This is a genomic window from Micromonospora sp. DSM 43699 (assembly GCF_055517075.1).
The window spans coordinates 61,635-86,842 of record NZ_JBTMMT010000023.1; the positions used below are offsets into that span (position 1 = coordinate 61,635).

General features: G+C 73.0%; 22 protein-coding genes. 11 read left to right on the top strand and 11 right to left on the bottom strand.

What is annotated here, in order from left to right; all coding sequences use genetic code 11:
* Positions 1-68 precede the first annotated feature (68 nt).
* Positions 69-935, top strand: coding sequence for an AraC family transcriptional regulator (locus tag AC0AIB_RS14260; protein ID WP_328343989.1), 867 nt, complete (start codon positions 69-71; stop codon positions 933-935).
* On the opposite strand, the gene AC0AIB_RS14265 is transcribed toward AC0AIB_RS14260, so the two are convergent.
* Positions 932-2,059: a site-2 protease family protein gene (locus AC0AIB_RS14265; protein WP_328343991.1), complete on the bottom strand. Its 1,128-nt coding sequence runs from the start codon at positions 2,057-2,059 to the stop codon at positions 932-934. The genes AC0AIB_RS14260 and AC0AIB_RS14265 overlap by 4 nt on opposite strands.
* 105 nt (positions 2,060-2,164) lie before the next feature.
* Here AC0AIB_RS14265 and AC0AIB_RS14270 point away from each other — a divergent pair, with 105 nt between their 5' ends.
* The 3 genes from AC0AIB_RS14270 (at position 2,165) to AC0AIB_RS14280 (ending at position 5,194) form a co-directional block, all read left to right on the top strand.
* Positions 2,165-4,216 carry a prolyl oligopeptidase family serine peptidase gene (locus AC0AIB_RS14270; RefSeq protein ID WP_465096812.1) on the top strand — a complete coding sequence of 684 codons (2,052 nt, stop codon included), beginning with the start codon at positions 2,165-2,167 and terminating at the stop codon, positions 4,214-4,216.
* Positions 4,217-4,465: 249 nt separating this feature from the next.
* Positions 4,466-4,609 carry a hypothetical protein gene (locus AC0AIB_RS14275; protein WP_465096813.1) on the top strand — a complete coding sequence of 48 codons (144 nt, stop codon included), beginning with the start codon at positions 4,466-4,468 and terminating at the stop codon, positions 4,607-4,609.
* A gap of 87 nt (positions 4,610-4,696) precedes the next feature.
* Positions 4,697-5,194, top strand: a complete 498-nt coding sequence (locus tag AC0AIB_RS14280; protein WP_328343997.1) for a hypothetical protein — start codon at positions 4,697-4,699, stop codon at positions 5,192-5,194.
* A 100-nt stretch (positions 5,195-5,294) separates the two neighbouring features.
* Here AC0AIB_RS14280 and AC0AIB_RS14285 read toward each other — a convergent pair whose 3' ends face one another.
* Together AC0AIB_RS14285 and AC0AIB_RS14290 are read right to left on the bottom strand one after the other, a co-directional pair.
* Positions 5,295-5,495: a DUF397 domain-containing protein gene (locus AC0AIB_RS14285; RefSeq protein WP_328343999.1), complete on the bottom strand. Its 201-nt coding sequence runs from the start codon at positions 5,493-5,495 to the stop codon at positions 5,295-5,297.
* On the bottom strand, positions 5,488-6,366 hold the full coding sequence (locus AC0AIB_RS14290) for a helix-turn-helix domain-containing protein (protein WP_328348696.1): 879 nt from the start codon (positions 6,364-6,366) through the stop codon (positions 5,488-5,490). The genes AC0AIB_RS14285 and AC0AIB_RS14290 overlap by 8 nt, the downstream gene beginning before the upstream one ends.
* Positions 6,367-6,724: 358 nt before the next feature.
* Between AC0AIB_RS14290 and AC0AIB_RS14295 the strand changes: the two genes are divergently transcribed.
* Both AC0AIB_RS14295 and AC0AIB_RS14300 read left to right on the top strand, forming a co-directional pair.
* Positions 6,725-7,039 (top strand): DivIVA domain-containing protein, encoded by a 315-nt coding sequence (locus AC0AIB_RS14295; protein ID WP_442930636.1) that lies wholly within the window; start codon positions 6,725-6,727, stop codon positions 7,037-7,039.
* Entirely contained in the window at positions 7,036-7,290 is a 255-nt protein-coding gene (locus tag AC0AIB_RS14300; protein ID WP_328344000.1) for a hypothetical protein, read from the top strand. The genes AC0AIB_RS14295 and AC0AIB_RS14300 overlap by 4 nt, the downstream gene beginning before the upstream one ends.
* Positions 7,291-7,407: 117 nt before the next feature.
* Here the strand turns inward: AC0AIB_RS14300 and AC0AIB_RS14305 are convergent, their stop codons facing one another.
* The 3 genes from AC0AIB_RS14305 to AC0AIB_RS14315 all read right to left on the bottom strand — a co-directional run bounded on the left by AC0AIB_RS14305 (position 7,408) and on the right by AC0AIB_RS14315 (position 11,311).
* The gene (locus tag AC0AIB_RS14305; protein ID WP_328344001.1) at positions 7,408-8,253 is read right to left on the bottom strand and encodes an alpha/beta hydrolase; all 846 of its coding nucleotides are present in this window, start codon (positions 8,251-8,253) and stop codon (positions 7,408-7,410) included.
* Between the two features lie 577 nt (positions 8,254-8,830).
* The gene (locus tag AC0AIB_RS14310) at positions 8,831-9,715 is read right to left on the bottom strand and encodes a L,D-transpeptidase (protein ID WP_328344002.1); all 885 of its coding nucleotides are present in this window, start codon (positions 9,713-9,715) and stop codon (positions 8,831-8,833) included.
* 150 nt (positions 9,716-9,865) lie between these two features.
* Positions 9,866-11,311 (bottom strand): alpha-amylase, encoded by a 1,446-nt coding sequence (locus AC0AIB_RS14315; protein WP_328344003.1) that lies wholly within the window; start codon positions 11,309-11,311, stop codon positions 9,866-9,868.
* A gap of 431 nt (positions 11,312-11,742) precedes the next feature.
* On the opposite strand from AC0AIB_RS14315, the gene AC0AIB_RS14320 reads away from it, so the two are divergent.
* The 4 genes from AC0AIB_RS14320 to AC0AIB_RS14335 are packed head-to-tail and all read left to right on the top strand — an operon-like array spanning position 11,743 to position 16,415.
* Positions 11,743-13,428, top strand: coding sequence for a ferric reductase-like transmembrane domain-containing protein (locus tag AC0AIB_RS14320; protein ID WP_465096814.1), 1,686 nt, complete (start codon positions 11,743-11,745; stop codon positions 13,426-13,428).
* Positions 13,425-14,891 (top strand): NADH-ubiquinone oxidoreductase-F iron-sulfur binding region domain-containing protein, encoded by a 1,467-nt coding sequence (locus AC0AIB_RS14325; RefSeq protein WP_465096815.1) that lies wholly within the window; start codon positions 13,425-13,427, stop codon positions 14,889-14,891. Before AC0AIB_RS14320 ends, AC0AIB_RS14325 begins: the two co-directional genes overlap by 4 nt.
* A gap of 40 nt (positions 14,892-14,931) precedes the next feature.
* Positions 14,932-15,561, top strand: a complete 630-nt coding sequence (locus AC0AIB_RS14330) for a TlpA family protein disulfide reductase (RefSeq protein ID WP_465096816.1) — start codon at positions 14,932-14,934, stop codon at positions 15,559-15,561.
* Complete coding sequence (locus AC0AIB_RS14335) at positions 15,561-16,415, top strand: cytochrome c biogenesis CcdA family protein (RefSeq protein ID WP_328344008.1); 855 nt, start codon at positions 15,561-15,563, stop codon at positions 16,413-16,415. The genes AC0AIB_RS14330 and AC0AIB_RS14335 overlap by 1 nt, the downstream gene beginning before the upstream one ends.
* Before the next feature lie 80 nt (positions 16,416-16,495).
* Here AC0AIB_RS14335 and serS read toward each other — a convergent pair whose 3' ends face one another.
* The 5 genes from serS to AC0AIB_RS14360 all read right to left on the bottom strand — a co-directional run bounded on the left by serS (position 16,496) and on the right by AC0AIB_RS14360 (position 21,971).
* Entirely contained in the window at positions 16,496-17,782 is a 1,287-nt protein-coding gene (serS, locus tag AC0AIB_RS14340; RefSeq protein WP_328344010.1) for a serine--tRNA ligase, read from the bottom strand.
* Between the two features lie 202 nt (positions 17,783-17,984).
* Entirely contained in the window at positions 17,985-19,058 is a 1,074-nt protein-coding gene (locus AC0AIB_RS14345) for a DNA polymerase III subunit beta family protein (RefSeq protein WP_328348698.1), read from the bottom strand.
* 125 nt (positions 19,059-19,183) lie between these two features.
* Positions 19,184-20,365, bottom strand: coding sequence for a saccharopine dehydrogenase family protein (locus AC0AIB_RS14350; RefSeq protein WP_328344012.1), 1,182 nt, complete (start codon positions 20,363-20,365; stop codon positions 19,184-19,186).
* Positions 20,366-20,394: 29 nt separating this feature from the next.
* Positions 20,395-21,567, bottom strand: coding sequence for an alcohol dehydrogenase catalytic domain-containing protein (locus tag AC0AIB_RS14355; RefSeq protein ID WP_328344014.1), 1,173 nt, complete (start codon positions 21,565-21,567; stop codon positions 20,395-20,397).
* A complete protein-coding gene (locus AC0AIB_RS14360) occupies positions 21,564-21,971 on the bottom strand; it encodes a hypothetical protein (protein WP_442930638.1) in 408 nt (135 codons plus the stop codon). The genes AC0AIB_RS14355 and AC0AIB_RS14360 overlap by 4 nt, the downstream gene beginning before the upstream one ends.
* Before the next feature lie 183 nt (positions 21,972-22,154).
* On the opposite strand from AC0AIB_RS14360, the gene AC0AIB_RS14365 reads away from it, so the two are divergent.
* Positions 22,155-25,205, top strand: a complete 3,051-nt coding sequence (locus tag AC0AIB_RS14365; protein WP_465096817.1) for a LuxR C-terminal-related transcriptional regulator — start codon at positions 22,155-22,157, stop codon at positions 25,203-25,205.
* The last annotated feature ends 3 nt before the right edge of the window (positions 25,206-25,208 follow it).

Here is a 25,208-nt window from a genome sequence, read left to right on the forward strand (position 1 = left end):
GGCACCGGAAGTCGGGTTCGGCCGTTTCCGGCTGCCTACCGTGGATCATGCAAGCGGAAGGAGACCAGGTGCTGGAGCGGCTGAACGAGGCCTTGGCGCACGTGGAGCGGCACCTCGACGCACCGATCGAGGTGGCGGACCTGGCGCGGATCACGCTCACCTCGGAGTACCACTTCCGGCGGATGTTCTCGGCGTTGGCCGGGATGCCGCTGTCGGAGTACGTCCGCAGGCGGCGGCTCACCGTCGCGGCGGCCGAGGTGCTGGCGGGTGAGCGGACGTTGCTGGACGTCGCGATCCGCCACGGGTACGGCTCGACGGAGGCGTTCACCCGGGCGTTCCGGGCGATGCACGGGGTCGGACCCGGTGAGGCGCGGCGCACGGGGGCCGCGCTGCGCTCCCAGCAACGGTTGTCCTTCCGACTCGTCGTCGAAGGGAGTGCCAGCATGCGGTACCGGGTGGTGGAGAAGCCGGCGTTCCGCCTGGTGGGTAAGCGGGCCCGGGTGCCCCTGGTGCACCAGGGGATGAACCCGGCGATCGTGGCGTTCGTCAGGGGCATCCCGCCCGGGACGACGGCCCGGATCGAGGCCCTGTCGGACCAGGAACCGGCGGGCATCGTCAACGTCAGCGACCAGCTCGGCGAGGACCGGTCCGAGGGCGTCGAGCTGGACTACTGGTACGGCGCGGTGACCGGCGCGGACGTGCCGGACGACCTGGAGGCGCTCGACGTGCCGGCGGGGACCTGGGCGGTCTTCGACACCTCGGGCGAGTTTCCGGCCGCCGTGCAGAACCTGTGGCGGGACGTGTTCACCCAGTGGTTCCCGTCCAATCCGTACCGGAGCCGGCCGGGGCCGGAGATCTCCCGTACCCGCATCTCCTCCGACGGCACCCACGCCGACGCCGAGCTGTGGATCCCGGTGGAGCGGGCCGCCGCCTAACGGCGGTCGCGGAGGCTGGCCCGCTGTACGGCGCGGCTGATGTCGCTGGGGGAGACGATGCCGACGAGCTGGTCACCGGTCACCACCAGGGCCCGGCCGTCGGCGCACCCGGTGAGCCGGGGGAGCAGGTCGTTGAGCTGTTCCTCCGGCCGGGCCAGCACCAGGTCGTCGGCCCGGCAGGCCACCTCGGCCAGCGTGGTGGCGGCCCGCCGGTCGGCCGGGATGCCGCGTACCCGGTCCAGGGTGACCAGGCCGACCGGCCGGCCGTCCTCGGTCAGTGGCAACGCGGTGTGCCGGTAGGCGAAGAGGTAGTTGTCGACGAAGTCGGCGACGGTCATCTCCGCCGAGGCGGTCTGCGGTTGCGGGGTCATCACCTCACCGACCCGGACGCCGGACAGCGCGCTGCCCAGCCTGGCCTGGCGCTCCTCCACCCCGGCCGCGCCGATCAGGAACCAGCCGATCAACGCCAGCCAGATCCCGCCCACCCCGTAGCCGGCCAGGAACTGCCAGATGCCCAGGCCGATCAGGAGCACGCCGAGCACCCAACCGGCGCGGGCGGCCACCACCGACGCCCTGGCCCGGTCACCAGTGGCCTTCCAGACGGCGGCGCGCAGCAGCCGGCCGCCGTCCAGCGGGGCGGCCGGCAGGATGTTGAAGACCGCCAGCAGCACGTTGATCCCGGCCAGCCAGGACAGCGAGCCGAGCAGCAGCCCCTCCTGCCCGGCCAGCGCCAGCAGCACCGCGATCGCACCGAAGAAGAACCCGAGGACCAGGCTTACCAGCGGTCCGATCCCGGCGATGCGCAGCTCCGCGCCCGGGTCGGGGGCCTCGCCGCGCAGCTCGGCGACGCCGCCGAAGAGCCACAGCGTGATCCCCTCCACCTGGAGGCCGTTGCGTTTAGCCACCACCGCGTGCGACACCTCGTGGGCCAGCAGCCCGACGAAGAAGACCACCGCCGCCGCCAGCCCGGCCAGCGCGTACGCCCAGCCGGGCCGGTCGGGGTACGAGCGGGGGAACTGGTTGGCCGACAGCAACCACGCGATCAGCACGAAGATGACCAGGACGCTCCAGTTGACCCCGACGGGTACCCCCGCGATCCGGCCAAGCCGGAAGCTCGCCCTCATGTTCCCGTCATACCCGGCGACGCCGCGCCCATGCCAGGGCAGCAGGTCCAGGGACGGTTGATATCGGGCCGGTGCGGGTTGACCTTGTCGGGAATAGTGGCAGGGGTGACGCTGATCGATGAGGGTGACGACCCGTACCGCTGGTTGGAGGAACTGGACGGGGCGGACGCCGCCGGCTGGGTCCGCGAGCGCAACGCGGCGACCGTCGCGGCGCTGGCCGGCGACGACGCGTTCGCCGAGTTGCAGGCCGGGATCCGGGAGGTGCTCGACGCCGACGACCGCATCCCCTACCCCGGCTGGCGCGGCGACGGGTTCTACTACGGCTTCTGGCGGGACGCGACGCACCCCCGGGGGCTGTGGCGGCGCACCACCCTGGCGGAGTACCGGCGGCCCGAGCCGGCCTGGGACGTGCTGCTCGACCTCGACGCGCTGGCCGCCGCCGAGGACGAGAACTGGGTCTGGGGCGGGGTGACCGTGCTGAAGCCCGGCCACCGCCGCTGCCTGGTCAGCCTGTGCCGGGGCGGCAAGGACGCGGTGGTGGTCCGCGAGTACGACCTGGAGACCCGGGCCTTCGTCGCCGACGGGTTCACCCTCGCCGAGGCCAAGAGCGACGTCACCTGGATCGACACCGACCGGATCTACGTCGGCACCGACCTCGGCCCCGGCTCGCTGACCACCTCCGGCTACCCGAGGGTGATCCGCCGGTGGCGGCGGGGCACCCCGCTGACCGAGGCCGAGATCGTGTACGAGGGCCAGACCGACGACGTCTCCGCGTACGCCTCGCACGACCCGACACCCGGCTTCGAGCGCGACTTCGTGGGCCGCAGCCTGGACTTCTACCGGACCCGGAGCTTCCTGCTGGCCCCCGACGGTGGGCAGGTCCCGATCCCGGTGCCCGACGACGCCCGATGGGACGTGCACCGGGAGTGGCTGCTGATCCGGCCGCGCTCGCCGTGGGAGGTCGCCGGGGTCACCCACCCGGCCGGGGCGCTGCTGGCGGCCCGGTTCGACGACTTCCTCGCCGGGGACCGCGCGCTGACGGTGCTGTTCCGGCCCGACGAGCGGACCGCGCTGAGCTACCACGTCTGGACCCGGTACCATCTGATCCTGGCCACCCTGGTCGACGTACGCCGGCGGTTGGAGGTGCTGACCCCCGACGGCCCGGAGTCTGCCGACGGTGCGGGGTGGCGGCGGGAGCCGTTGGCCGGGGTGGCGGAGGAGGACGACAACTGGATCGTCGACACCGATCCGGATCTGGGCGACGACTACCTGATCGCCTCGACCGGCTACCTGCGGCCGGCGACGCTGCGGCTGGGCCGGGTCGGCGGCCCGGTCGAGATCCTCAAGCGGGAGCCGGCGTTCTTCGACGTCACCGGCCTGACCGTGCGCCAGTTCTTCGCCACCTCCGCCGACGGGACCCGGGTGCCGTACTCCGTGGTGGGCGACCCGGCGGCGTCCGCCGGGCCGACCCTGCTCACCGGGTACGGCGGGTTCGAGATCTCGCTGACGCCGCGCTACGACGGGGCGGTCGGCCGGGGCTGGCTGGCCCGGGGCGGCAGCTACGTGGTGGCGAACATCCGCGGCGGCGGGGAGTACGGCCCACTGTGGCACCGGGCGGCGCTGCGCGAGAACCGCCCCCGGGCGTACCAGGACTTCGCGGCCGTCGCCGCCGACCTGGTGGCCCGGGGGATCACCACCCCGGACCGGCTCGGCATCGAGGGCGGCAGCAACGGTGGGCTGCTGATGGGGGCGATGTTGACCCGCTACCCCACGCTTGTCGGCGCGGTGGTGGCGAACGTGCCGCTGCTGGACATGCGGCGCTACCACCTGCTGCTCGCCGGGGCCTCCTGGATGGCCGAGTACGGTGACCCGGACGATCCGGCCGACTGGGCGTTCCTGCGGGAGTACTCGCCTTACCACAACGTGCGGCCCGGGGTGCGGTACCCGCCGGTCCTGTTCGTCACCTCGACCCGGGACGACCGGGTGCACCCGGGGCACGCCCGCAAGATGGCCGCCCTGCTGCGCGAGCACGGTCACGACGTGTCGTACTACGAGAACGTGGAGGGCGGGCACGGCGCGGCGAGCAACAACGAACAGCGGGCGTTCCTGACGGCGTTGACGTTGCGCTTCCTGTGGCGACGACTGGGTGATCGGTGACCACTGTGGCGACGGGCCGGTCCCCTGCGGGCGCCCGTGCCGTCGCCGCCATCCGGTCGGCGGCCGACAGCGCGGTGTAGTACGGGAACAAAGGTCGTCGATATCGGCGAGTACGGGATTTCTGAGATCGAAGTGAATTGGTTCCCCATATTATTCATGTTTGTCGGCGTGGCGACTCAGTGGGCGGACTCCCATTGAGTTGCGGTACTCGATTGACTACTATCTGTAGTTGCCGACTTCAGGGGGGCCATGAAACTCCGCTTTCTCACCACGTCCAGCAATTCTGGGTCGTGCCCGAGCCTGTACGAGACCGACAACGGCGACATCGGGGTGCAGGGCTACCGGTTGACCGACCCGGAGGCGCTCGCCCAGCTACGCGACGCAGTGGGGTGAGGAGCGCGGAACCGGCCTGGCCCTGATGAGCCTCGGCAACGCGGCGCTGGCCGCTTCGCTGAGGCGCTCGTGTCGTACGACGACGCGATGACGGTGTTCGAGCGGCTGCGAAACCGGTGGAGTCAGGGGCTCGTCGCCCTCCACCGTGGGCAGACACTGCTGCACACCGGTGAGCACGCTCAGGCGTTGGCGGCGGTGACCTCGGCCGCCGAGCTGACGCCTCAACTGACCAGGGGAAGCAAGATGGATGACCCGATTCCCACGGCGATCGCCGTGACGCTGTCGACCCGGGCGGTCGAGGGCCTGACCGATGCGGCAAGGGAAGCCCTCGCGTCGTTGATGCACCTCGTTCGGCGTAAGGCAACGGACCATCGAGCGCTTCGGGCCTCGCTCGCCGCCGAGCCCGCATCCGCCGAGGGCGACGACCGGGCGGCCGGGTTGCGCCTGGCACTTGCCGACGCCGCCGCCCAGGATCCGAACTTCGACCAGGAACTACGCCGCCGCTGGGAGATCTTCCACCAGACGACAGTACGGTCCGACGCGGTCACCAACGCGCTGCACCGGCCCAGCCACGACAGCGAGTAGTCGCCGGCGGTGGCGTTGTGTGCCGGCCTTCCCGGCGGGTAGGCCGGCACGGTCGAAACGGTCGGCCTGCGTTGGTGCAGCCGGGGCCGTCCGGTCACTTTCAGCGCTGGGGCGGCTGCTGCTTGATGCTCGTCAGGAATCGCGTCCACACCCGGGGTGCGAAGGTGAGAGCGGGGCCGGACGGGTCCTTGCTGTCGCGGAGTCCGACGACGGCGGGAAGGTTGTCGGCGACCTCGACGCAGTCGCCGCCGTTGTTGCTGCGGGTGGACTTGCGCCAGACGGCACCGGTCAGGTCAGGCACGGGCGTACTCCTCTGCGATCTGTTGGATCAAGCTCTTGGACTGGGACTCGTTCAGCGCTCGGTCTGTCATGTTGGCCCAGATGCTGTTGTAGGCGGAGATCTCATGCGGCTTATCGAGATAGACAGCCCCGGTTGCGGCCTCAAGGTAGGTAACCGGTGGCTCCACCTCCTTGCCGTCTCCGTCGAGGGGAAAGTCCATGATCGAAAATGCGCCGGTCATCGCCCCGGCATGCAATCCCGCAGAAAATTCCAGCACATGGACGGTTACGTTCGGTAGCTCCGCAGCCTTCAGGATCTGGTGTAGCTGCTCGACCATGATCGTGGCGCTGCCAACCGGACGACGCAACACTGCCTCGTTCATGACTACGCTGAGTTGCGGGGCGGCGAAGCGGGTGAGCAGCCCCTGCCGTTCCACCCGTAGTTGGAGGGCGCGCTGTTGTTCGTCACGGTCCCCGGCGTCGATTGACCCCCCGGGCATCTGGAAGACCTGCTCCGCGTAGGCGCGCGTCTGGAACAGGCCGGGCACCAGTTCGGGCTGGTATTTCCGGATGCTGGATGCGGCAGCTTCGAGTCCGATGTAAAGCTGGAACCAGCGCGGCAGGCCAGAGCCGATGTAGTCGTGCCACCAGTTCTTGTTCTCCCGGGTGGCTGCTGCCATCGCAAGCACCAGTTCGGCGCTTTCGTCACTCGCGTTGTAGAGCGTGAGCATCTCCCTCACGTCGGCAGCGCGAAAGCGGACGTTCTCGGCGCCGTTTTCGATCCGGTAGAGGGTCGCTCGCGCTCGGTCCAGTTGCTCGGCCGCTTGCTCCATCGTCAACCCGGCCGCCTTGCGGAGGGCTTCGAGCTTTCTTCCGAGTTGTCGTCGGAGCATCGTCGACCCCGCTACCGCCTGTGACACCGATGCCTCCGTGTTCAGTCATGGCTGACGTCTGTCCGTCCAATTAGACGCTGATCGTGTATCAGAAACAATAGACACGTGACCGAGAGTGTGCTTTCGAGTGTCAGCTCTCCAGAATGAGAGTTCCGTTAGACGTTGCATTTCGGTTCGACGTGCTTGACTGCTTCGGCGGTCGCTGCGGAGTTTCTGCTGCTCAGTGGCCGTGTGGGCCCTGCTGTCGTACTGCTGATCGGAGCTGCGGCGGTGGGTGCCGGGGTGGGTCCGCCGGTGCGCGGCGGGCCGGTGGACCCACCCCCTCCATGCGTCGATCTCGAGGAGAGGCAGGTTCCTCATGCGTGACTTCTTCCGCCGGATGCCGGAGGACCGACGACAGGTGCCGGCGTCGGTGGGGCGTCGTCCGGCCGTACCTCATCGGTTGTTGCCCTGGCAGGTGCGTGCGTGGCGGTTCCGGCCGGCGCGGTTCGGGCAGCGCGGGCTCGACCCGCAGGAGGTACGGGAGTTCCTTGACCAGGTCGCCGGGGAACTGGCGGCCGTCTACGACGCGTTGCGGCAGAGCCGGCGGGAGGCCGGTCGGGTCAGGATCGCGCTGTGCCGCCTGCAAGCCGAGCGGGCGCACGCCCGCAACGAGCGGGAGTGGGACCGGTGACCGAACGTTTCGTCATCCACCTGCCGGTGGTCGCCAACGACCTGCCCTCCGGGCAGCGGCTGGCCCGGGTGGTGGCGCACTGGACGCACGTCCTGCCGCAGACCGACCCGGGCGGCACCACCGTCTCCGTCGAGGACGACCAGAACGTACGCCACTGGGTGTTCTGCGACCGGCTGCTCTCCGGTGGCCGGCGCTGCCTGCTCCGTCCCGACCACGACGGCGAATGTTCCCGGCGGCGCGGGTGGCGGTGAGCGGGCATCCGGTGCGGGCGGTGCCACGCTCCCGGGCCGGGCCGGGCCGGGCCGGGCCGGGCCGGCGACCGTGCCGGGCCGGCGACCGGTCGCCGTGGTGCTACGTCGCCGCCCGGCTCAACGGCGGGGCGCGTCGCCCGCTGTCGCCGGGATCTGCGCCATCCGGGTCGCCCAGTCCAGGGCGTAGTCGGCGACCGCCTCCCAGCCCGGCTCACCCACCGTGAAGTGGGAGCGCCCGGGGAACTCGTGGTACGCGGTCACCGCCCGCGACTTCTGGTAGAGCCCGGCGTTCGCCTTGACCAGCGACGGCGGGGCCACGTGGTCCTCGCCTCCGGCGATCAGCAGCAACGGTGGCCGGTCGTCGCGGCCGGTGTCGACCGTCGCGGCGGAGTGCGGGTCGAGGTTGGCGAACGCCCCCTCGAAGAGCACGTGACCGGCGGCCGGGACGGCGTAGCGTCGCCAGGCCCGGTCGGAGTCGTCCGGTTGGAGGGTGTTGCCGAAGGCGTACCGGAACTCGTCCGGGCTGATCTGCACCCCCCGGTGCCGGTTGACCGGGCTGTGCAACACCGGGTACGACGCCCGCAGCGTGCTGATCGGCAGCCGGAGCACCCCCTTGACCGGTGCGGACGCGATCGCCACTACGGCTGCACCGAGACGCCGGTCGGCGAGCACCTGGGCGACCAGCCCGCCGAACGAGTGGCCGATCACGATCGGCGGGCTCGGCAGTTCGCGGATCACCTCCGCGTAGTGGTCGATCACCTGGCGCAGGGTCGTTCCGGCGATCGTGCCCGGGTCGGCGCGCAGCGCGGTCACCTCCCGGTCGAAGCCCGGCCAGGCCGGCGCGAGCACCCGGAACCCGCGTGCCGCGTACCGCTCGGCCCACCCCTCCCAGCTGCGCGACGTCATCCACAGCCCGTGCACGAACACCACCGTGTCGACCCGCCCACCCGACCCGTTCCCCATGCCGTCCCCCCGACCTCACCCACCCCGACCCCGGCGGCATACCCACCTTCCACTTCCCGATGCCCCACCCGGGCGGACAGCACCTGGTCCCGCTCCTGCCCTGCTTCGCGCCCCACCCCGTGCTCCCGGCTTGGCGCCCCACCCCGTGCCGCTCCTAGCTTCGCGCCCCTGCTTCGCGCCGCTCCTGCTTGGTGCTCCTGCCCTGCCCACCGCGCTGCGCCCCTGTCTCGCGGTCCCACCTTCGCGCCCGGCTCAAGGTCGTGCTGGAACCAGGTTGTAGTGGCCTCGGAATCGCAGGAAGCCCCTACAACGTTGTTCCAGCACGATCTTGGGTGAAGCGGCTCACGACTTCCGCCGGCGTGTGTCGGTGCGGGGCGCGCATCGGCGGTAGCCGCGTAGAGCGGGTGGTTCCGGCGGCGGTGATCAAGAGGTTCGCGTCAGAATCCGGCTGGGAGATGACGTAAACCTCTTGATCACCGAGGCGGGCCGGGCCGAGGCGGGCCGGGCCGAGGCGGGCCGAGCCGAGGCGGGGCGGGGCGGGCCGAGGCGGGGCCTCGCCGGGCGGGGCGGGGCGGGGTCAGGTGGTGGGGAGGGTGTCGACGACGGTGAGGGGGGTGCCGGGGCGTAGCTCGTCGAGGAGGGTCTGCTGGGCGGCGCGGGGTAGGCGGATGCAGCCGTTGGTGACGTTCTCGCCGAGGGTGTCGTCGTCCTGCCAGGTGTGCAGGCCGATGTGCGCGCCCCTGAGGCCGGTGGGCACCGCGTCCGGGTCGTCCGGGACCGCGCCGAGGGCGAAGACGTCCACCCCGCCGTAGACCGGTTCGGGCGGGGGCGTGACGCCGAGGATGAAGGTCCGGCCGAGCGGGGTCTCCTGGCCGGGCAGGCCGAGGCTGACCTGCCAGGTGTGCACCGGCTTGCCGTGCCGGTACCAGGTGAGCTGGTGGGTGCGCCGCTGCACCACGAGCTGGTCGCGTAGGGCGACCGGGGTCCAGCCGCCTGCGGGCAGCCAGGCCAGTCGGCGGCTCGCCGAGGGCAGCAGAACGGCCGTCCAGCCGGTGCGGCGTTCCACCACCGGCATGGTCAGCTCGACGCCGTTGATGGTGGGCGCGAGCAGGGCGCGGGGGCGTCCGCCGGGTGCGTCGTACGCGGCGATGTTCCGGGTCGGGGTGAGGCCCTCGGTCAGCGGGGTGACGTCGAGCGGGCGGGGGTCGGCCGGGAAACCGGCGGGGGCCGGATCGTAGTCGACCACCGGCAGCCCGGCGGGGGCCGGCGCAGCGGGCGGCACGGTCCCGTCCTCCGCCGGGACGGTCACTGTGGGCGGCGGAGCGGCCCGGTGGGTCGGCGCGGGTGCGTCGTACCGTAGCGCCGCGCCGACCAGCAGGGCCAGCACCAACAGCGCCGGCACGCCCACGGCGGCGGCGAGCGGGCCGCGCCCCCACCGGTCGATTATCCGATCAAAAAGCACAAAAACACTCTAACGGGTACGAGGCTCCCACCGGTGGCGAACCACCCGGCCGGGAGCCCCGCAGACCCGGTCTCGCCTCTCCCGATAAGAGCCCGGGGGCCCTGCGCGGGAGCCCCCGGGGAGCTCCGCGCAGAGCTCGGGAGCGGGCAGTCAGGAGAGTTTGGCGCCGACGTGGAGGGCGACCGCGTCGTGTGCCGGGACGGTGGCCGCGAACCAGCCGGAGGCGTCGACCGTGATCACCGGTCCGCTGCACGAGCCGTTGGCGAAGTCGCCGTGGATCACGTCGCAGTACCGGCCGGCGGGCAGCCCCGTGTAGTACGACCGGCCGGCGACCGCCGAATCCTCGTCGTTGATGGTCAGGTAGCCCTTGCCGGCCCGGCTGAACGCTATGTGCTGGTAGCCGTTGTCGTACCAGTTGGCGACCGCCGCGCCCTGGGTGGCGTTGCGGAAGCCGACCATGTTCTGCACGACCCGCCAGCGGTGCTCGCACTCCCAGCCCGAGTAGCAGGTGGTGTCGCGGGTCTTGTTGCCGGCGTCCGACGGGGGGCCGGCGTCCTTGTTGCTGAAGGTGTAGCTCGACATCACCGTCGGCGAGCCGTACGGCCAGGCCAGCATGAACGCGTTCGCCAGTGCGTACGCGGCCCCGTCCCGGTAGGTGAGCACCCCGCCCTCGCGCTGGGTGTCGTGGTTGTCCACGAAGACCGCCGCCGAACCGCTCGGCAGGTAGCCCCACGCCTCACCGAAGTTGCGCAGGTACGCCAGCCGCTCGCTGGTGAACATCCGGGCGAGATCCCGGCCGTACCGGAACTCGTGCACGTCGCCGTTGCCTGTGTACTCGCCCGGCTGGACCGGCTCGCCCGCACCGTAGATGACCTCCTGCACCAGGTACGCCGAGCGGGACAGCTTTCCCCTGATGGCGGCGATGTCGGCGGCCGGCATGTGCTTGCTGGCGTCGAGGCGGAACCCGTCCACGCCCAGCGACAGCAGGTCGTTGAGGTAGCCGGCGATCTTCGACCGCACGTAGTCCGACTCGGTCTTCAGGTCGGACAGGTTGACCAGCTCGCAGTTCTGCACCTCGTACCGGTCGTTGTAGTTGGCGATGTCGTCGCCGCCGTTGCGCCCGCAGTGGTGGAAGTCCTGGGTCTGGTAGACGCCCGGGTAGTCGTAGTGCCCGTACGACGAGCCGGCCCAGCCGGTGCCGCCGTTCGCCTGGCCGGACATGTGGTTGATCACCGCGTCGACGATCACCTTGACCCCGGCGGTGTGACAGGCGCTCACCATGGTCTGGAACTGCGCGCGGGTGCCCTTGCGGGACTCGATCCGGTAGCTGACCGGCTGGTACGCCACCCACCACTGGTTGCCGGTGACGTGTTCCTGCGGCGGGGAGACCTGGACGTAGCCGTAGCCCTTCGGACCGAGCGTGGTGCGGCACTCGTCGGCCACCGAGGGCCAGTTCCACTCGAAGAGGTTGGCGATGACGTTCCTGGTGCCGGCGGGTGCGGCGGCGGCCGGGGGTGCCGCCACGGCGATGGGTGCGAGCAGGCTGGCGAGCGTGCCGAGGGCGAGGATCGCCGAGCGGCATCGACGTCGATGCATCGGTACTCCTGGGTTCGGGGGTGGTGACCGCGGGTTCGCGGGCGGTGGCGGAGCGTGGGGGAGGATGCCGACTGTCCACTTCTTGCAACAGCGGCTGAAATTTGCGGAAAGGTTACAAGCGTGTTGCAGAGCCTGTCAACGGATGGACGACCGTCGTTGCATCGGGCGTCAGGTTCGCGCTGCGGTGGGTCCCGGCGGCACGGTGCGCCGGGCGCTACACGCGCCCCGGACCGGGGTGGTTCGACAATCCGCCGAGAATTTTCGGCACCGGCACTGATCCGTACGCGCCGGAGGTCCGTACTGGAGGTGGGAGCAAGGTCGGCCGGTGGTGGCGCCGCCGTTAGACGATCGAGGAGCAGATGGCCCGGGCAAAGCAGAACGAGCAGGCCGCGACGGTCCGGACCTCCACCAGTAGCCGTGGTGTCCGGACCGTGTCGAAATCCACGATGGCGTTGATGGTGGCGTCCGCCCTGGGCGTGTTCTGGGCCGGCGTCGAGATGACCGGCAACGGCACGGCGATGTACGCGTACGGCTTCTTCTTCACCGAGTTCTTCGCCGGGGTGGTCACCCTGGTGTCGCTCAGCCTCACCGTGATGATGGGTCTGCTCGCCACCGACCGGCTGGTCCTCATGATCCGGCACCGGGTGCTGCTCCAGTCCGCGCACCGGGCCACCGGCGTCCTCGCCGTCGCCGGCCTGGTGTTCCACGTCATCACCAAGATCGCGATCGGCCGGGCCGGGCCCAGCGACGCCGTGGTCCCGTTCATCGGTGGCAGCGGGCTCTACGTCGGCCTCGGCACGGTGGCCGCGTTCCTCATGGTGAGCGTGTTCTGGACCGGCATCGTCCGGGTCCGCTTCGCCGGCGTCGGCCCCAAGTGGTTCTGGCGCAGCCTGCACTCCCTGGCGTACCTCTCCTGGCCGTTCGCCCTGTTCCACGGGCTCAACGCCGGCCGCGCCGCCAAGTCCTGGGTGGTGCTGAGCTACCTGGCCTGCGTCCTGCTGGTGGTGGTGGCGCTGATGGTGCGGCTCTCGGTCTACCTCGGCAAGCGCACCCGCGAGCAGCAGCAGGCCGCCGCGCTGAACAAGGCGATGACCGCCAAGGCGACCGACGAGGGCAAGGGTCGGACGCTGCTCAGCGGGATCGGTCGCAAGAAGGAGGAGGAGACCAGGGACAGCCGGACCAGTTGGGCCGAGACCACCCTGGCCCCGTCCTGGAACGCCCAGACCGGCAGCGCCCGGCGTCGTGACCCCGACCGGTTCACCGTTCCGGTGGTGCCCGAGCCGGGCACCCTGCGGGAACCGGTGCGCGGTGGCCGGTCCACCCGGGAGGCGGAGCCGACCCCCCGCCGCGAGCGCGACCTGGAACCGGCCGCCCGCCGCCGGACCGCCGAGCGCGACGAGCGTCGCGACGAACGACCCCGCCGTCGCGACGAGGACGTCGCCCCGGTGTCGGGCAGCCGCCGGTCCCGCTACGAGGAGGACGTGGCCCCGGTCTCCGGTGGTCGCCGGTCCCGCTACGAGGAGGACGTGGCCCCGGTGTCGGGCACCCGTCGGTCCCGGTACGAGGAGGAGGTGGCCCCGGTCTCCGGCAGCCGCCGCCGTGACGAGGACGTCGCCCCGGTCTCCGGTGGTCGCCGCTCCCGCTACGAGGAGGACGTCGCCCCGGTCTCAGGTACCCGCCGGTCCCGGTACGAGGAGGACATCGCGCCGGTCTCCACCGGTCGGCGGGCCCGACGTGACGACGACGACCTGGCTGCCCGCTACTCGGCACCGCCCCGGCGGCGCACCGAGGAGCCCGAGGAGCCGTGGGACAGCCCGAGCCGGTGGCAGGAGTCCAACCGGCCCGTCTCGGCCGAGCCGATCTCGGCCGCCCCGCGCAGCGGCTCCGGCCGGCACAGCGTCGAGCCGGACGTGCCGGAGGAGCCCGACTACTGGCGTCCGCCGGCCCGCTACGTCGCCGACGACATCCCCGTCGACGACACCCCGACCCTTGTCGACCTGGCCTCCCGCCGGGCCCGCAAGGCCACCGGCGACACCCGGGGCCGGCGCAAGGGCAAGGCCAACGCGGACGCCGTCGACGGGGCGTACTGGGCCGGGCTGCGCGGTGAAGCCAAGTGATGCGCACCAAGGTGCCCCCGGTCGCCTGCATCGGCGAGCCCCGGCTCACCGCCGGCTTCGCCGAGTACGGCCGGCTCGACCTGATGGCACACGAGATGGAGCACGGCCCGATCGGCCCGATGGAACCCGCCAACCTGCTCCGGCTGGCCGAGGCCATCCAGCTCAAGGGCAAGGGCGGGGCCGGCTTCCCGTTCTACCGCAAGTTCAAGGCGGTGCTGGAGTCCTGCGAACGGCAGGACCTGCCCGCCGTGGTGGTGGTCAACGCCAGCGAGGGGGAACCGGCGAGTTGGAAGGACAAGGTGCTGCTCACCCGGGCCCCGCACCTGATCCTCGACGGCGCCGCGCTGTCCGCCTACGCGCTGGACGCCGAGGAGATCGTGCTCTGCGTCGCCGACGACCTGATCGGTCGGGACTCGCTCACCGAGGCCCTCGCCGAACGCCGGATGCCGGTGCCCACCACCATCGTCACCGTGCCGCACCGGTTCATCTCCGGTGAGGGTGGCGCGCTGGTCAACGGCATCAACGGGCTGCCGCACATCCCGCCGGGCACCAAGAAGCGGTCCAGCGATTCGGGCGTACGCAACCTGCCCACCCTGCTCTCCAACGCCGAGACGTACGCCCAGGTGGCCATCGCCGCCCGGCTCGGCCCGTACGAGTACGCGGCGCTCGGCACCGACGACGAGCCGGGCACCGTGCTGCTCACCGTGACCGGCCAGGCCAAGCGCGCCGCCGTGGTGGAGTGCGCCGCCGGCACCCCGCTGCGGGACATCCTCGAACTGTGCGAGGTGCCGGAGGGGCCGGGCATCCTGATGGGCGGCTACCACGGTCGCTGGATCACCTGGGAGGCGGCGCAGCGGGCCGAGATCACCCGCAAGAGCCTCACCAGCGTCGGCGGCACCCTGGGCGCGGGCATCATCATCCCGCTCGGCCGGGACACCTGCCCGCTCGGCGAGGCCGCCCAGGTGGTCCGCTACCTGGCCGGGGAGTCCGCCGGTCAGTGCGGGCCGTGCAAGCGGGGCCTGCCCGACCTGGCCCGCGCCGTCGACCTGGCGGTCTCCGGCAGCGCCCCGGTGGAGGTCGTCCGGGCCGCCGCCGGCGACGTGAAGGGCCGGGGCGCGTGCAGCCACCCCGACGGCACCTCCCGCTTCGCGCTCTCCGCGATGGAGGTGTTCGCCGACGACCTGCGGCAGCACACCACAGGTGAGGGGTGCGGCAAACGGGTCAAGGGCGTGATGGGGCTGCCCGGCGCCCCCGACGCCAACCCCCGGATGCTCACCCTGGACTGGTCCCGCTGTGACGGGCACGGGCTCTGCGCCCACGTCGTGCCGGACTTCATCCGGCTCGACGCCAACGGATACCCCGCCTTCCCGCCCACCCCCGTGCCGACCTGGCTGAAGGAGGGGGCGATGAAGGCCGTCAAGGTCTGCCCCGAACTCGCGCTGCGGCTGGTCGAGGTCAAGTAGCACCGTCGAGGCCACCGAGCACCACCGAGAGGAGAATCGGATGCGGTCGTCGTACCCCAGGAACCGGCCGGGAGGCCGCCCGGCCGCCCGGCTCGCCGTCGCCGCCACCCTGGCCGGCACCCTGCTGGCCGCCTCGGCGTGCGCCGTCGGGCCGACGTCGGCGCAACCCGCCGCCGAGGTCGCCGTGCCGGTCGCCACCTCGTCGCCGTTGTCCGCCGAGCCGACCCCGACCGGCGTACCCGGCACGACCGGCGCACCCGCCCCGGTGCCCGACGCGCTGCGCTTCACCGCAAAGACCCTCGACGGTACGGCGTTCTCCGCCGCCACCCTGGCCGGCCGCCCGGTGGTGCTCTGGTTCTGGGCGCCGTGGTGCGCCACCTGCGCCAGCCAGGCGTGGACGGTCGCCGAGATCGCCCCGAAGTACCGGGACACCGTGCCGATCGTCGGGGTGGCCGGCCTCGGCGAGCAGAAGGCCATGCGCAGCTTCGTCACCGAGTTCGACCTTGCCGGAACCACCCAGATCGACGACCGGGCCGGCGCGCTGTGGCGGCGCTTCGAGGTCGTCGAACAGAGCACCTTCCTGATCATCGATCGGGACGGGAAGGTCGTCCACCAGGGCTTCCTCGACGGTGAGGACCTGACCCGCCGGGTCGCCGCGCTGGCCGGCTGATGACCGGGCCGCTGCTGCTCGCGCTGACCGCCGGGATGCTCGGCGCGGTCAACCCGTGCGGCTTCGCCATGCTGCCGGCGTACCTGTCGCTGCTGGTCGCCGGGCCGGCGGACGGCCGGGGCGCGATCGGCCGGGCACTCACCGCGGCAGCCGGCCTGACCTGTGGGTACGTCGTGGTGTTCGGAGCCTTCGGGCTGGCCGTCGCACCGCTTGCCGACTGGCTGCGCCCCCGGCTGCCGTGGCTGACCGTGACGCTGGGGCTCGGCCTGCTGGCGCTCGGGTTGTGGCTGCTCGCCGGTCGCCGGCTGCCCACCCCGGGCCCGTCGACCCGCGCCCCCCGACTGACCCGCTCGCTGCCGTCCATGGCGCTGTTCGGGATGGCGTACGCGCTGGCGTCGCTGAGCTGCGCGATCGCGCCGTTCCTGGCGATCGTGGTGACCAGCCTCCAGGCCGGCTCGACCCTGCGCGGGCTGGCGCTCTTCGTCGCGTACGCGATCGGGATGGGGTTGGTGGTGACGGTGGCGGCGCTCGGCGTGGCGCTGCTCCGCGGCCGTGTGGTACGCGGACTGCGCGGCGCCGGTGCCTGGGTGCCCCGGCTCAGCGGCCTGGTGCTGCTCGTCGCCGGCGGCTACGTCGCCTGGTACGGCTGGTACGAGGTCCGGCTCGCCCAGGGCCGGCACGACGCGTTCGGCGACCCGGTGGTCGTCGGCGCGGCCCGGGTCCAGCGGATGCTGGTGACGGCGCTGGACACGGCCGGGCCGGTGGTGCTCGCCGGGCTGCTGGTCGGGCTGCTCGCGGTGGCGGCGCTGCTGCACCGCAACCGCACCCGGGACGGTGCCACCGAACGGGTGTGAACGCGGCGGGTCGGTCGTCGCCGGGGTGGTGTGTGCGGTGAGGGGCGGGAGCCCGGAGGCCCCGCCCCTCACCGGAAGCCTCAGCGCAGCGGGGTGAGCCGGTCGGTGCCGAGCCGGTCGCGGAGCACCTCGGGCACCAGCACCGAGCCGTCGGGCTGCTGGAACTGCTCCAGGATGGCCGGGAAGAGCCGGCTGGTGGCAAGCGCCGAGCCGTTGAGCGTGTGCACGAAGCGGGTCTGCTTGCCGCCCGGCTCGCGGTAGCGGATGGCCGCCCGGCGGGCCTGGTAGTCACCGGCCCAGGAGACCGACGAGACCTCCTTGTACTTGCCGGTGCTCGGCATCCACACCTCGATGTCGAGGGTCTTCTTCATCGACGCGCTGGCGTCGCCGGCGGAGAGCAGGCTGCGCTGGTAGTGCAGGCCCAGCTTCTCGACCAGGCTCTCCGCGTGGCCGAGCATCTCCTCCAGCGCCGCGTCGGCCTGCTCGGGCAGGGTGAACTGGAAGATCTCCACCTTGTTGAACTGGTGCCCCCGCACGGTGCCGCGCTCGTCGGAGTGCGAACCGGCGGCCTCCCGTCGGTAACAGGGGGTGTAGGCGAACGCCTTCAGCGGGAGCTTCGACGTCTCCAGGATCTCGTCCTGGTAGGCGCCGAGGATGGCCGTCTCCGAGGTGGGCAGCAGGAACTGCCCGCGCGGGGCGGACTCCCGGTCCAGGTGGTAGACGTCGTCGTAGAACTTGGGGAACTGGCCGGCGGCGAAACCGGCGGTGTCCAGCAGCAGGTGCGGCGGGAGCAGGAACTCGTAGCCGGCCCGCACGTGCTCGTCGATGAACCAGTTGATCAGCGCCCACTCCAGCCGGGCACCCAGGCCGGTGTACATCCAGAAGCCGGACCCACCGAGCTTGACACCCCGCTCGTGGTCGACCAGGCCGAGCGCGCGGCTCAGCTCCACGTGGTCGCGGATCTTCTCGATGACCGGGGGCTCGCCGAAGGTCTTCACCACCCGGTTGGCCTCCTTGCCGCCGGGCACGACGTCGTCGGCGGGCAGGTTGGGCAGCTCGCTCATCGTGCCGCGCAGCCGGGACTGCACCTCGTCCAGCTGGGACTCCAGCTCGGCGAGCTGCTTACGCTCGGCGTCCGGCGCGACGGGCTCCGGCGTGGTGCCGGCCCGCTTCGCCTGCGCGTACGCCCGAGCCTCGGCCTTGCGGCGCTGCCGCTCGGCGTCGATCTCCGTGATCAGGGCACGACGCTCCTGGTCGAGCCGCTGGATCTCGTCCAGGACCCGGTTGACCTCGGCGGGATCCAGCCGCTTCGCCAGCGCGGTCGCCACCGCCTCGCGATCCTTCCGGATCAACTCCATGTCGAGCATGCTGCTCCGTACGCTCCGTCCAGGCAGTCGGGTGGGACCCCCAGATGCTACCGTCGCGCCCCCCGGCCCCCGGCCCCGGCTTCGGCGACCCCCATGCCCCCGCCGCTCATGTCCGGGCCGGTCATATGCGTGCCGGTGCCGGTCGCGGGCGGTGCCGGTGACCGCCGGCGGGGTGGAGACCCGGCCGGCGGGGGCGGCACCGTCAGAGACGGATCGGCATCAGGATCGAGAAGGTGTCCTCGTCGTCCGGGCGGCGGACGGCCAGCGGGGCGATCGGGCCGTCGAGTTCCAGCACCAGTTGCGCGCCACCGGCGGCGTCCAGCGCGTCGAGCAGGAAGTCGCCGTTCACCCCGACCAGCAGGTCGGGCTGGCCCGGGCGGGCCAGTTCGGTCGCGTCGACCAGGCGCAGCCCGTTGCGTTCGTCCACGCCGAGCACGGTCACCGGCAGCGACACCCCTTCGTGTTCCCGGGTGACCGTGGGGGTGCTGGCCCGCAGCGCGGCGCGTAGGGCCGCCACGTCGACCGGGACCCGCCGGGCCGGGGCGTCGGCCGGTCGGTGCAGCAGCCGCCGGTAGTCGGTGAACTCGTACGGCAGGACCGCCGAGCGGGCTTCGGCACCGGCGACGGCGACGGTGACCTGCCCCTCGGCGACAGTCAGGTGTGCCTCCGATTCGGTGGCGGTGTCGAGCAGCGCCCGGAACTCGTCGACGGCCGCCGTCGGGAGCAACGCCCGCACCGGCGGGCCGTCCACCCCACCACCGGCCCGGGCCAGCGCCATCCGGTACCTGTCGGTCGCGACCAGGCGTACGCCGTCGGGCTCCACGTCCAGCAGCACGCCGGCGAGCACCGGCAGTTCGGGGTCGCTGCCGACGGCGAACCGGACGGCGTCGACGGCGGCGGCCAGGTCGGCACGGGACAGCACGATGCGGGTGGTCATCTGGTACTCCTCGGGATCGATCAGGGCACGGACCCGGGAGAGTTCGCGGCGGGCATCGGCGAGACCGTCCTCCAGCCGACGCAGGTGCGCGTCGAGCAGCCGCCCGACCCGCTCCGGTTCGTCCCGCAGCCGCAGCACGGCGGCGATCTCGGCCAACGGCATGCCGACCCGGCGCAGACCGGCCACCAGCCGGGCCGGCGCCACCTGCGCGTCGGTGTACCAGCGGTAACCGTTCACCGGGTCGACGAGCGTCGGGGTCAGCACCCCGCACCCGTCGTAGAACCGCAGCGCGCTGACCGTCAGGCCGCTGGCCCGGGCCAGCTCGCCGATACTCCGCAACTCGCTCTCCACGCCCATGATGCTGTCGCCTCAACCAGGTAGAGGGTCAAGCCGCGACCGCCGTCGACCCGCCGACCGCCGCTCCCGACCGCCGCTCCCGACCGCCGACCCGCCGACCGCCCCGGTCAGCTCCGCGCCTGGAGGACCCGGAACGTCATCCCCGCCTTCACCAACCGGTCCAGCAGCGCATCGCCCATCGCCGTCACCGGGGTCACCTGACCGGATGTGCCGGGCAGTTCGTCGTACGCCAGGCAGAGGGCCGACTCGGCGAGCATCTTGGCGGTCTCGTCGTAGCCGGGATCGCCGCCGGAGACCTCGGTGCGGACCGTGCTGCCCCCGCCCTCACCGACGAACCGCACCCGGAACCACGACCTGGCCCGCTGCGCCGCACTCGGGCCCTGCCCGGACGCGAGCCGGCCGAGCAGCCAGCGCCGGGTCGGCGGCAACTTGACCAACCCGACCAGGCCGGCCATCCCCACCCCGGCCAGCAGCACCGTCGGTAGCCGCTTGACGGCGGCGAAGTGCCGGTAGCGGAAGTCCGGGCCGTACTCCGGGCGGGCGGCTGCGGACCGGCGTACCACCTGCGGGTCGATGGTGGGCAGCGGCACCGCCCACCCGCCGGCCGTCGCCGAGCGGCCCACCTTGCCGGGCACCGCGCGGACCCGGCGGCCGTCAGGTCGGGGCTCGACCGCCCGGCGGGCCCGCGCCGCCCGCTTCGCCTCGGCGGTACGGGAGAACGCGGTGAGCGCCGAGTGGTACGTGCCGGCGGAGAACTTCCCCCCGGCCCGGACGAACCCGTCCACGGTGATCGGCCCGTCCGCCGGCAGCTGCCGGACCGTGTACCAGACGCCCAGGTCGTGCGGGATCGAGTCGAAACCGCAGGCGTGCACCAGCCGGGCCCCGGTGCGCACCGCCTCGGCGTGATGCCGCACGTACATCAGGTCCACGAACTCCGGCTCGCCGGTGATGTCGAGATAGTCGGTGCCGGCGGCGGCGCACGCGGCGACCAGCGGCTCCCCGTGGTGCACGTACGGCCCGACAGTGGTGGCGAGCACCCGGGTGGCCTGCGCCACCACGCGCAGCGACCCGGCGTCGGTGACGTCGGCGGTGAGCAGCGGCAACTCCGCCAGGGTCGGGTCGATGCCGACGAGCCGGTCCCGGACCGCCGCCAGCTTCGCCGGGTTGCGCCCGGCCAGCGCCCAGCGCAACCCGGCCGGGGCGTGCCGGGCCAGGTACTCGGCGGTCAGCCCGCCGGTGAAGCCGGTCGCGCCGAACAGGACGATGTCGTACGCGCGGTCGTGGGGCATCCGCCGAGTGTGCCACCCGTGCCCGCCCCTCACCCGTGCGGCGTGAAGACCGACCGGACACAGCCGTCGGCCCGGTCCCGGAACAGCGCGTACCCGGTCGGACCCTGGTCCAGGTCGAACCGGTGCGTCGCCAGGTGTTCGGTACGCAGCTCGTCCCGGGCCATCCGGTCCAGCAGCATCGGAATCCACCGCTGACCGTGCTGCCGGGCGCTGCGCAGGGTGAGCCCCTTGTGCATCACCGCGCCCAGCGGAAAGGCGTCCACGAAACCGGTGAAGGTGCCCGAGACGAAGACCGTGCCACCCTTGCGGCAGGCGTGCACCGCCTCCCGGACCGCCAACGGGTCCTCGGCCGGGCCGCCCCGACCGGTGAAGCGGTCGGCGAGCGAGACCGGCCGGCCACCGCCGTCGGCCACCCCGACCGCCTCCACGCAGACGTCGGGGCCCCGGCCGCCACTGCGTTCCCGCAGTTCGGCGGGGACGTCGGTGTGCTCGTAGTGCAGCGTCTCGGCGCCCGCGTGCCGTTCGGCCATCCGCAGCCGCTCCGGATACCTGTCGATCACGATCACCCGGTCCGCGCCGAGCGCCGTCGCCGCCTGCGCGGTGAGCTGACCCACCGCCCCCGCCCCCCAGACCGCGACCACGTCACCGGGGCGGACCGCACCCAGCTCGGCCCCCATCCACCCGGCGGGGGCGGCGTCCGAGGCGAAGACCGCCCGGTCGTCGCTGACCGGGTCGGGCACGGCGAACGCCCCGACGTCGGCGTACGGCACCCGGACGTACTCGGCGTGGCTGCCGGCGAACCCGCCCGTCCGCCGGGGGTGGCCGTAGCAGCCGCCGGTGGGCTGACCCCAGGCCGCCTCGGTGACCGTCCCGGTGGTCGCGCCGTTGTCGCAGCAGGAGTAGAGGCCCTGCCGGCAGTACCAGCAGTTCCCGCAGGCCACGGCGGCGCAGACCACCACCCGGTCGCCGACGCGGTGTCGGCGTACCGCCGGGCCGATCTCGGCCACCTCGCCGAGGAACTCGTGCCCGAGCACGTCCCCGGCGGCGAGGCCCGGCACCCGACCGGCGAGCAACGGCAGGTCGGCCCCGCAGGTGGCACTGCGCCGGACCCGGACGATCATGTCGTGGGCGTTGCGCAGCTCCGGGTCGGGCACCTGGCGTACCGCGAGCCGGTCGACGCCCTCCCAGCACAGCGCCCTCATCCGGGCTCCACCGGGCGGGCCACGGCGGGCCGGTCGTCGGCGGGCCGCTCGACGACGGGCCGGTCGGCGCGCAGCTCCTCGCCGGTCTCGACGAGCTGCCGGACCGCGCGCAACACCTGCCGCAGGTAGCCGTCGGGGTCGTCGCCGACCAGGTGGGCGGACATCCCGGGCAGGGTGTCGACCCCGCCGAGGGGCCGGACCGCCAGCTCGGTGCCCCGCCCGCCGGGGGCCGGCCGTAGGTCGACCTCCACCGCGCCGGCCAGGGGCCGCAGCGGCTCCGGCCACCGCCCGTCGGGCAGCAGCTCCGCCGCCGGCACCCCGACCGTCACCACCTGCCAGCGACCTGACCGTACGCCGGCCACCTGCCGCCGCGGCCACCACCGTGGTACGCCCAGCCGTCCCATCCGTACCACCCGCCTCTCCCGCCGGGACCGGGGTGGGCGGCCGGCCCTGCCCGGCCAGCCGTCCGGTCCGCCCATGGTCGGTCGGCCCCGGGTGAACCGGGCTCGTCCCGAAGGGGTGAACCGGGCCGGGCCGGGTAACCGCCGTCGACCGGGGGAGGAACGCGTCGACGGGGGGAGGGGTGGATGCCGCGACAGCGCCGCAGCACCGCAAGCGCCGAGGTGCCCGCCGGCCCGCCGCTCCTGGCATCCCGGCTCACTCCGCCCGCCCTGCCGGAGCCGGTGCTGCTGCGACCCCGGCTGCTGGGCTGCCTCGACGGCGGGGTCACCGGCGCCCTCACCCTGGTCCGCGCGCCGGCCGGCTGGGGCAAGACGACACTGCTGACCGCCTGGGCGCGAGCGTCGGACCAGGGCCAGGGCCGGGACCAGGGCCGGGACCCGCCGGCCTGGGTGCAGGTCGAGGCGGGCGACAGTGGGGAGCGGCTGTGGGCGTACCTCACGACGGCCCTGCGCGGCGCGCTGCGGGCCGAGCCGACCGCCGTACCGCCGACCCCCCCACCGTCGGTCACCCCGCTGCGCCCCGACCAGCTGGAGCCGCTCGCCGCCGCGCTGGCGGCCCGGGAGGATCCTGTTCGGTTGGTCCTCGACGACCTGCACCGGGTGACCGACCCGGCCGTACTCACCGGTCTGGATTTCCTGTTACGGCACGCCGACGGGCGGCTGCGGCTGGTAGCCGCCGCCCGGACCGGTCTGCCACCCGCCCTGCACCGGCTGCGGCTGGCCGGTGAACTGACCGAGATCGGCCCCGACGACCTGGCCTTCACCACCGACGAGGTGGCCGACCTGCTGGTGGCGCACGGGGTGCCGTTGCCGGCCGCTGCGGTCGCCCGGTTGCGGGAACGCACAGGCGGTTGGCCGGCAGGTCTGCGGTTCGCCGCCCTGGCCGCCCGGGGGCAGCCCGACCCGTGCCGGTGGGCGGAGCGGTTCGGCGGTGATCACCCGGACGTGGCCGCGTACCTGCGCGCCGAGGTGCTGGCACAGTTGCCGCCGCCGACCCGGGAACTGCTGCGTCGCGGCGCCCTCGGCGGGGCGGTCCGCGCCGACCTGGCCGACGCGCTGACCGGCCGCACCGACTCCGGTCAGCTGCTGACCGGGCTGGCCCGGGACGGCGGCTTCCTGCACCGCGACGACAGTGAACCGCCCTGGTTCCGGCCACACCCGCTGCTTGCCGACGTACTCCGCGAGGAACTGGCCGGTCTCGACGAGGCCGAACGTGGTGAGCTGCACCGGCGGGCCGCCGACTGGCATGCCGACCACGACCGGCCGGCCGACGCGCTGCGCCATGCGCTCACCGCCGGGCAGTGGGACCGGGCCACCGGGCTGCTGTTGACCCACTGGCCGGAACTGGTGCCGTACGAGGGGGAGGCGCCGGACGTACCGCCGCCCCCGCCGCCGCCCGCCGAGGCGGTGCGGCGGGATCCGGAGCTGGCGTTGGCGGCCGGCACCGAACGGGCGTACGCGGGGGACACCGGGGCGGCGACCGCCCGGCTGCGGGACGCGGTGGCGGCTGCCCACGCGCTGCCGGCCCCACGCCGGGACCGGTTCCGTCGGTTGGCCGTGGCGTTGGAACTCACCCTGGCCCGGTTGGCCGGCGACCACCCGGAGGTACGCCGGGCCGCCGCCCGACTCCTCGCCACCGGCGTACCGGCCGGGGTCGACCTTTCCGGCGTGCCCGCCGGGGCCGGTCTCGTGGTGGCAGCGGTGCCGACGGACGAGGACCCCCGGACCGGGGAGGACGCGGACGTGCGGGCGGTGGTCGGCACCGCGCTCGGCCTGACCGACCTGGCCGAGGGGGACCTGGGGACGGCCGGGGCGCGGTTCACCGAAGCGCTGGCGGCGGCCCGGCAGGCCGGTCGGCACCGGACCGAGCTGGTCGGCGCGACCCGGTCGGCCCTGCTGCTCGCTCTCGCCGGTGAGCTGTCACCGGCCGAGCAGACGGCCCGCGCGGCCCTGGCCATGCCTCCCTGCCAGGGTTGGTCGAGTCGGGTCGACTGCGGCTACGCACATCTGGCATTGGCCCTGGTGGCGTTGCAGCGGGGCCAGCCCGCAGAGGCTACCGCCGAGCTGACGGCGGCTGTCGCCGTGACAGGTGTGACAGGCGGCGTGCCGACCAGCCTGTTCGGTGACGGGACGACCGGACCGCCGGACGTGACAGGTCCGGCCGGTGCCGTGGTGGGCCCCTCGGCCCGCACGGTGACCGGTCTGACCGGTGGCATGGTGACCGGTCTGACCGGTGGCACGGTGGTGGGTACGGCCGGTGGCGCGGTGGGCCGTCCGCTCGGTGAGGTGATCGGTGGTGCGGTGCCCCGTTCCCTGGACGGGGCGGTGAACGGGGCGGCCACGGTCGGGGCGGTGGTGGCACTGTGCCGGGCGGCGTTGTTGCGCGATGCCGGCGAGCCGGCGGCGGCCATCGAGGTGGTGCTGCGAGCCCGGGACGGGCTCACCGGTGCCGGGCGGCTGGCGGATGGTGGTGTGCTTGCCGGTGCCGGGGAGTTGGTCGACCGGCTACTCGCACTGGAGGCGGACCTGCGTGGTGAGCAGGGCGATCTGGACACCGCCCGGCGGTTGCTCGCCGGGCGGGTCCGGGAGCCGGAACCGGTGCCCGTGCTGGCGCTGGCGCTGGCCCGGGTGGAGTTCCGAGCCGGTGACGTCCGGGCCGCCGCTCAGGCGCTGCCGGACTGGGACGCCCCCGGCGCTGCCGACTGGCCGCTGTCGGTACGCCTCGCCGCCGGTGTGTTGGACGCGGTGCTGGCCCGGCGGGCCGGTGACGAGCGTCGGGCCGGCCGGCTGTTGGAGCGGGTGCTGGACCTGGCCGGCCGGCACGGTCACCGGCGGGTCTTCACCCGGGCCGAACCAGCCGTCCGGGACCTGCTCGCCGCTCACCTCGACTCCGGTACGGCACACTGGCCCCAGGTCAGCGAACTCCTGCGTGACGCCGAGCAGCCGGTCGAGCGGGTGTCGGGCGGTCCACAGCGGGCGCTGGAGGAGCCGCTCACCGATCGGGAGCTGACCATCCTGCGCTACCTCCAGAGCATCCTGTCCAACGTGGAGATCGCCAGCGAGTTGTCCCTGTCGGTCAACACCGTCAAGACGCACGTACGCAACATCTACCGCAAGCTGGACGCCACCCGCCGCCGCGAAGCCGTCCACCGAGCCCGCACCCTCCACCTCCTCTAACCC

Excerpts from the sequence above, each read along its gene's own strand:
- AC0AIB_RS14295 (WP_442930636.1), top strand. The coding sequence starts at position 6,725 with ATGCGTGACTTCTTCCGCCGGATGCCGGAGGACCGACGACAGGTGCCG.
- AC0AIB_RS14330 (WP_465096816.1), top strand. The coding sequence starts at position 14,932 with ATGCGGTCGTCGTACCCCAGGAACCGGCCGGGAGGCCGCCCGGCCGCC.
- AC0AIB_RS14315 (WP_328344003.1), bottom strand. The coding sequence starts at position 11,311 with ATGCATCGACGTCGATGCCGCTCGGCGATCCTCGCCCTCGGCACGCTC.
- AC0AIB_RS14365 (WP_465096817.1), top strand. The coding sequence starts at position 22,155 with ATGCCGCGACAGCGCCGCAGCACCGCAAGCGCCGAGGTGCCCGCCGGC.
- AC0AIB_RS14360 (WP_442930638.1), bottom strand. The coding sequence starts at position 21,971 with ATGGGACGGCTGGGCGTACCACGGTGGTGGCCGCGGCGGCAGGTGGCC.
- AC0AIB_RS14350 (WP_328344012.1), bottom strand. The coding sequence starts at position 20,365 with ATGCCCCACGACCGCGCGTACGACATCGTCCTGTTCGGCGCGACCGGC.
- AC0AIB_RS14265 (WP_328343991.1), bottom strand. The coding sequence starts at position 2,059 with ATGAGGGCGAGCTTCCGGCTTGGCCGGATCGCGGGGGTACCCGTCGGG.
- serS (WP_328344010.1), bottom strand. The coding sequence starts at position 17,782 with ATGCTCGACATGGAGTTGATCCGGAAGGATCGCGAGGCGGTGGCGACC.
- AC0AIB_RS14290 (WP_328348696.1), bottom strand. The coding sequence starts at position 6,366 with ATGCTCCGACGACAACTCGGAAGAAAGCTCGAAGCCCTCCGCAAGGCG.
- AC0AIB_RS14275 (WP_465096813.1), top strand. The coding sequence starts at position 4,466 with ATGAAACTCCGCTTTCTCACCACGTCCAGCAATTCTGGGTCGTGCCCG.
- AC0AIB_RS14335 (WP_328344008.1), top strand. The coding sequence starts at position 15,561 with ATGACCGGGCCGCTGCTGCTCGCGCTGACCGCCGGGATGCTCGGCGCG.
- AC0AIB_RS14355 (WP_328344014.1), bottom strand. The coding sequence starts at position 21,567 with ATGAGGGCGCTGTGCTGGGAGGGCGTCGACCGGCTCGCGGTACGCCAG.
- AC0AIB_RS14280 (WP_328343997.1), top strand. The coding sequence starts at position 4,697 with ATGACGGTGTTCGAGCGGCTGCGAAACCGGTGGAGTCAGGGGCTCGTC.
- AC0AIB_RS14305 (WP_328344001.1), bottom strand. The coding sequence starts at position 8,253 with ATGGGGAACGGGTCGGGTGGGCGGGTCGACACGGTGGTGTTCGTGCAC.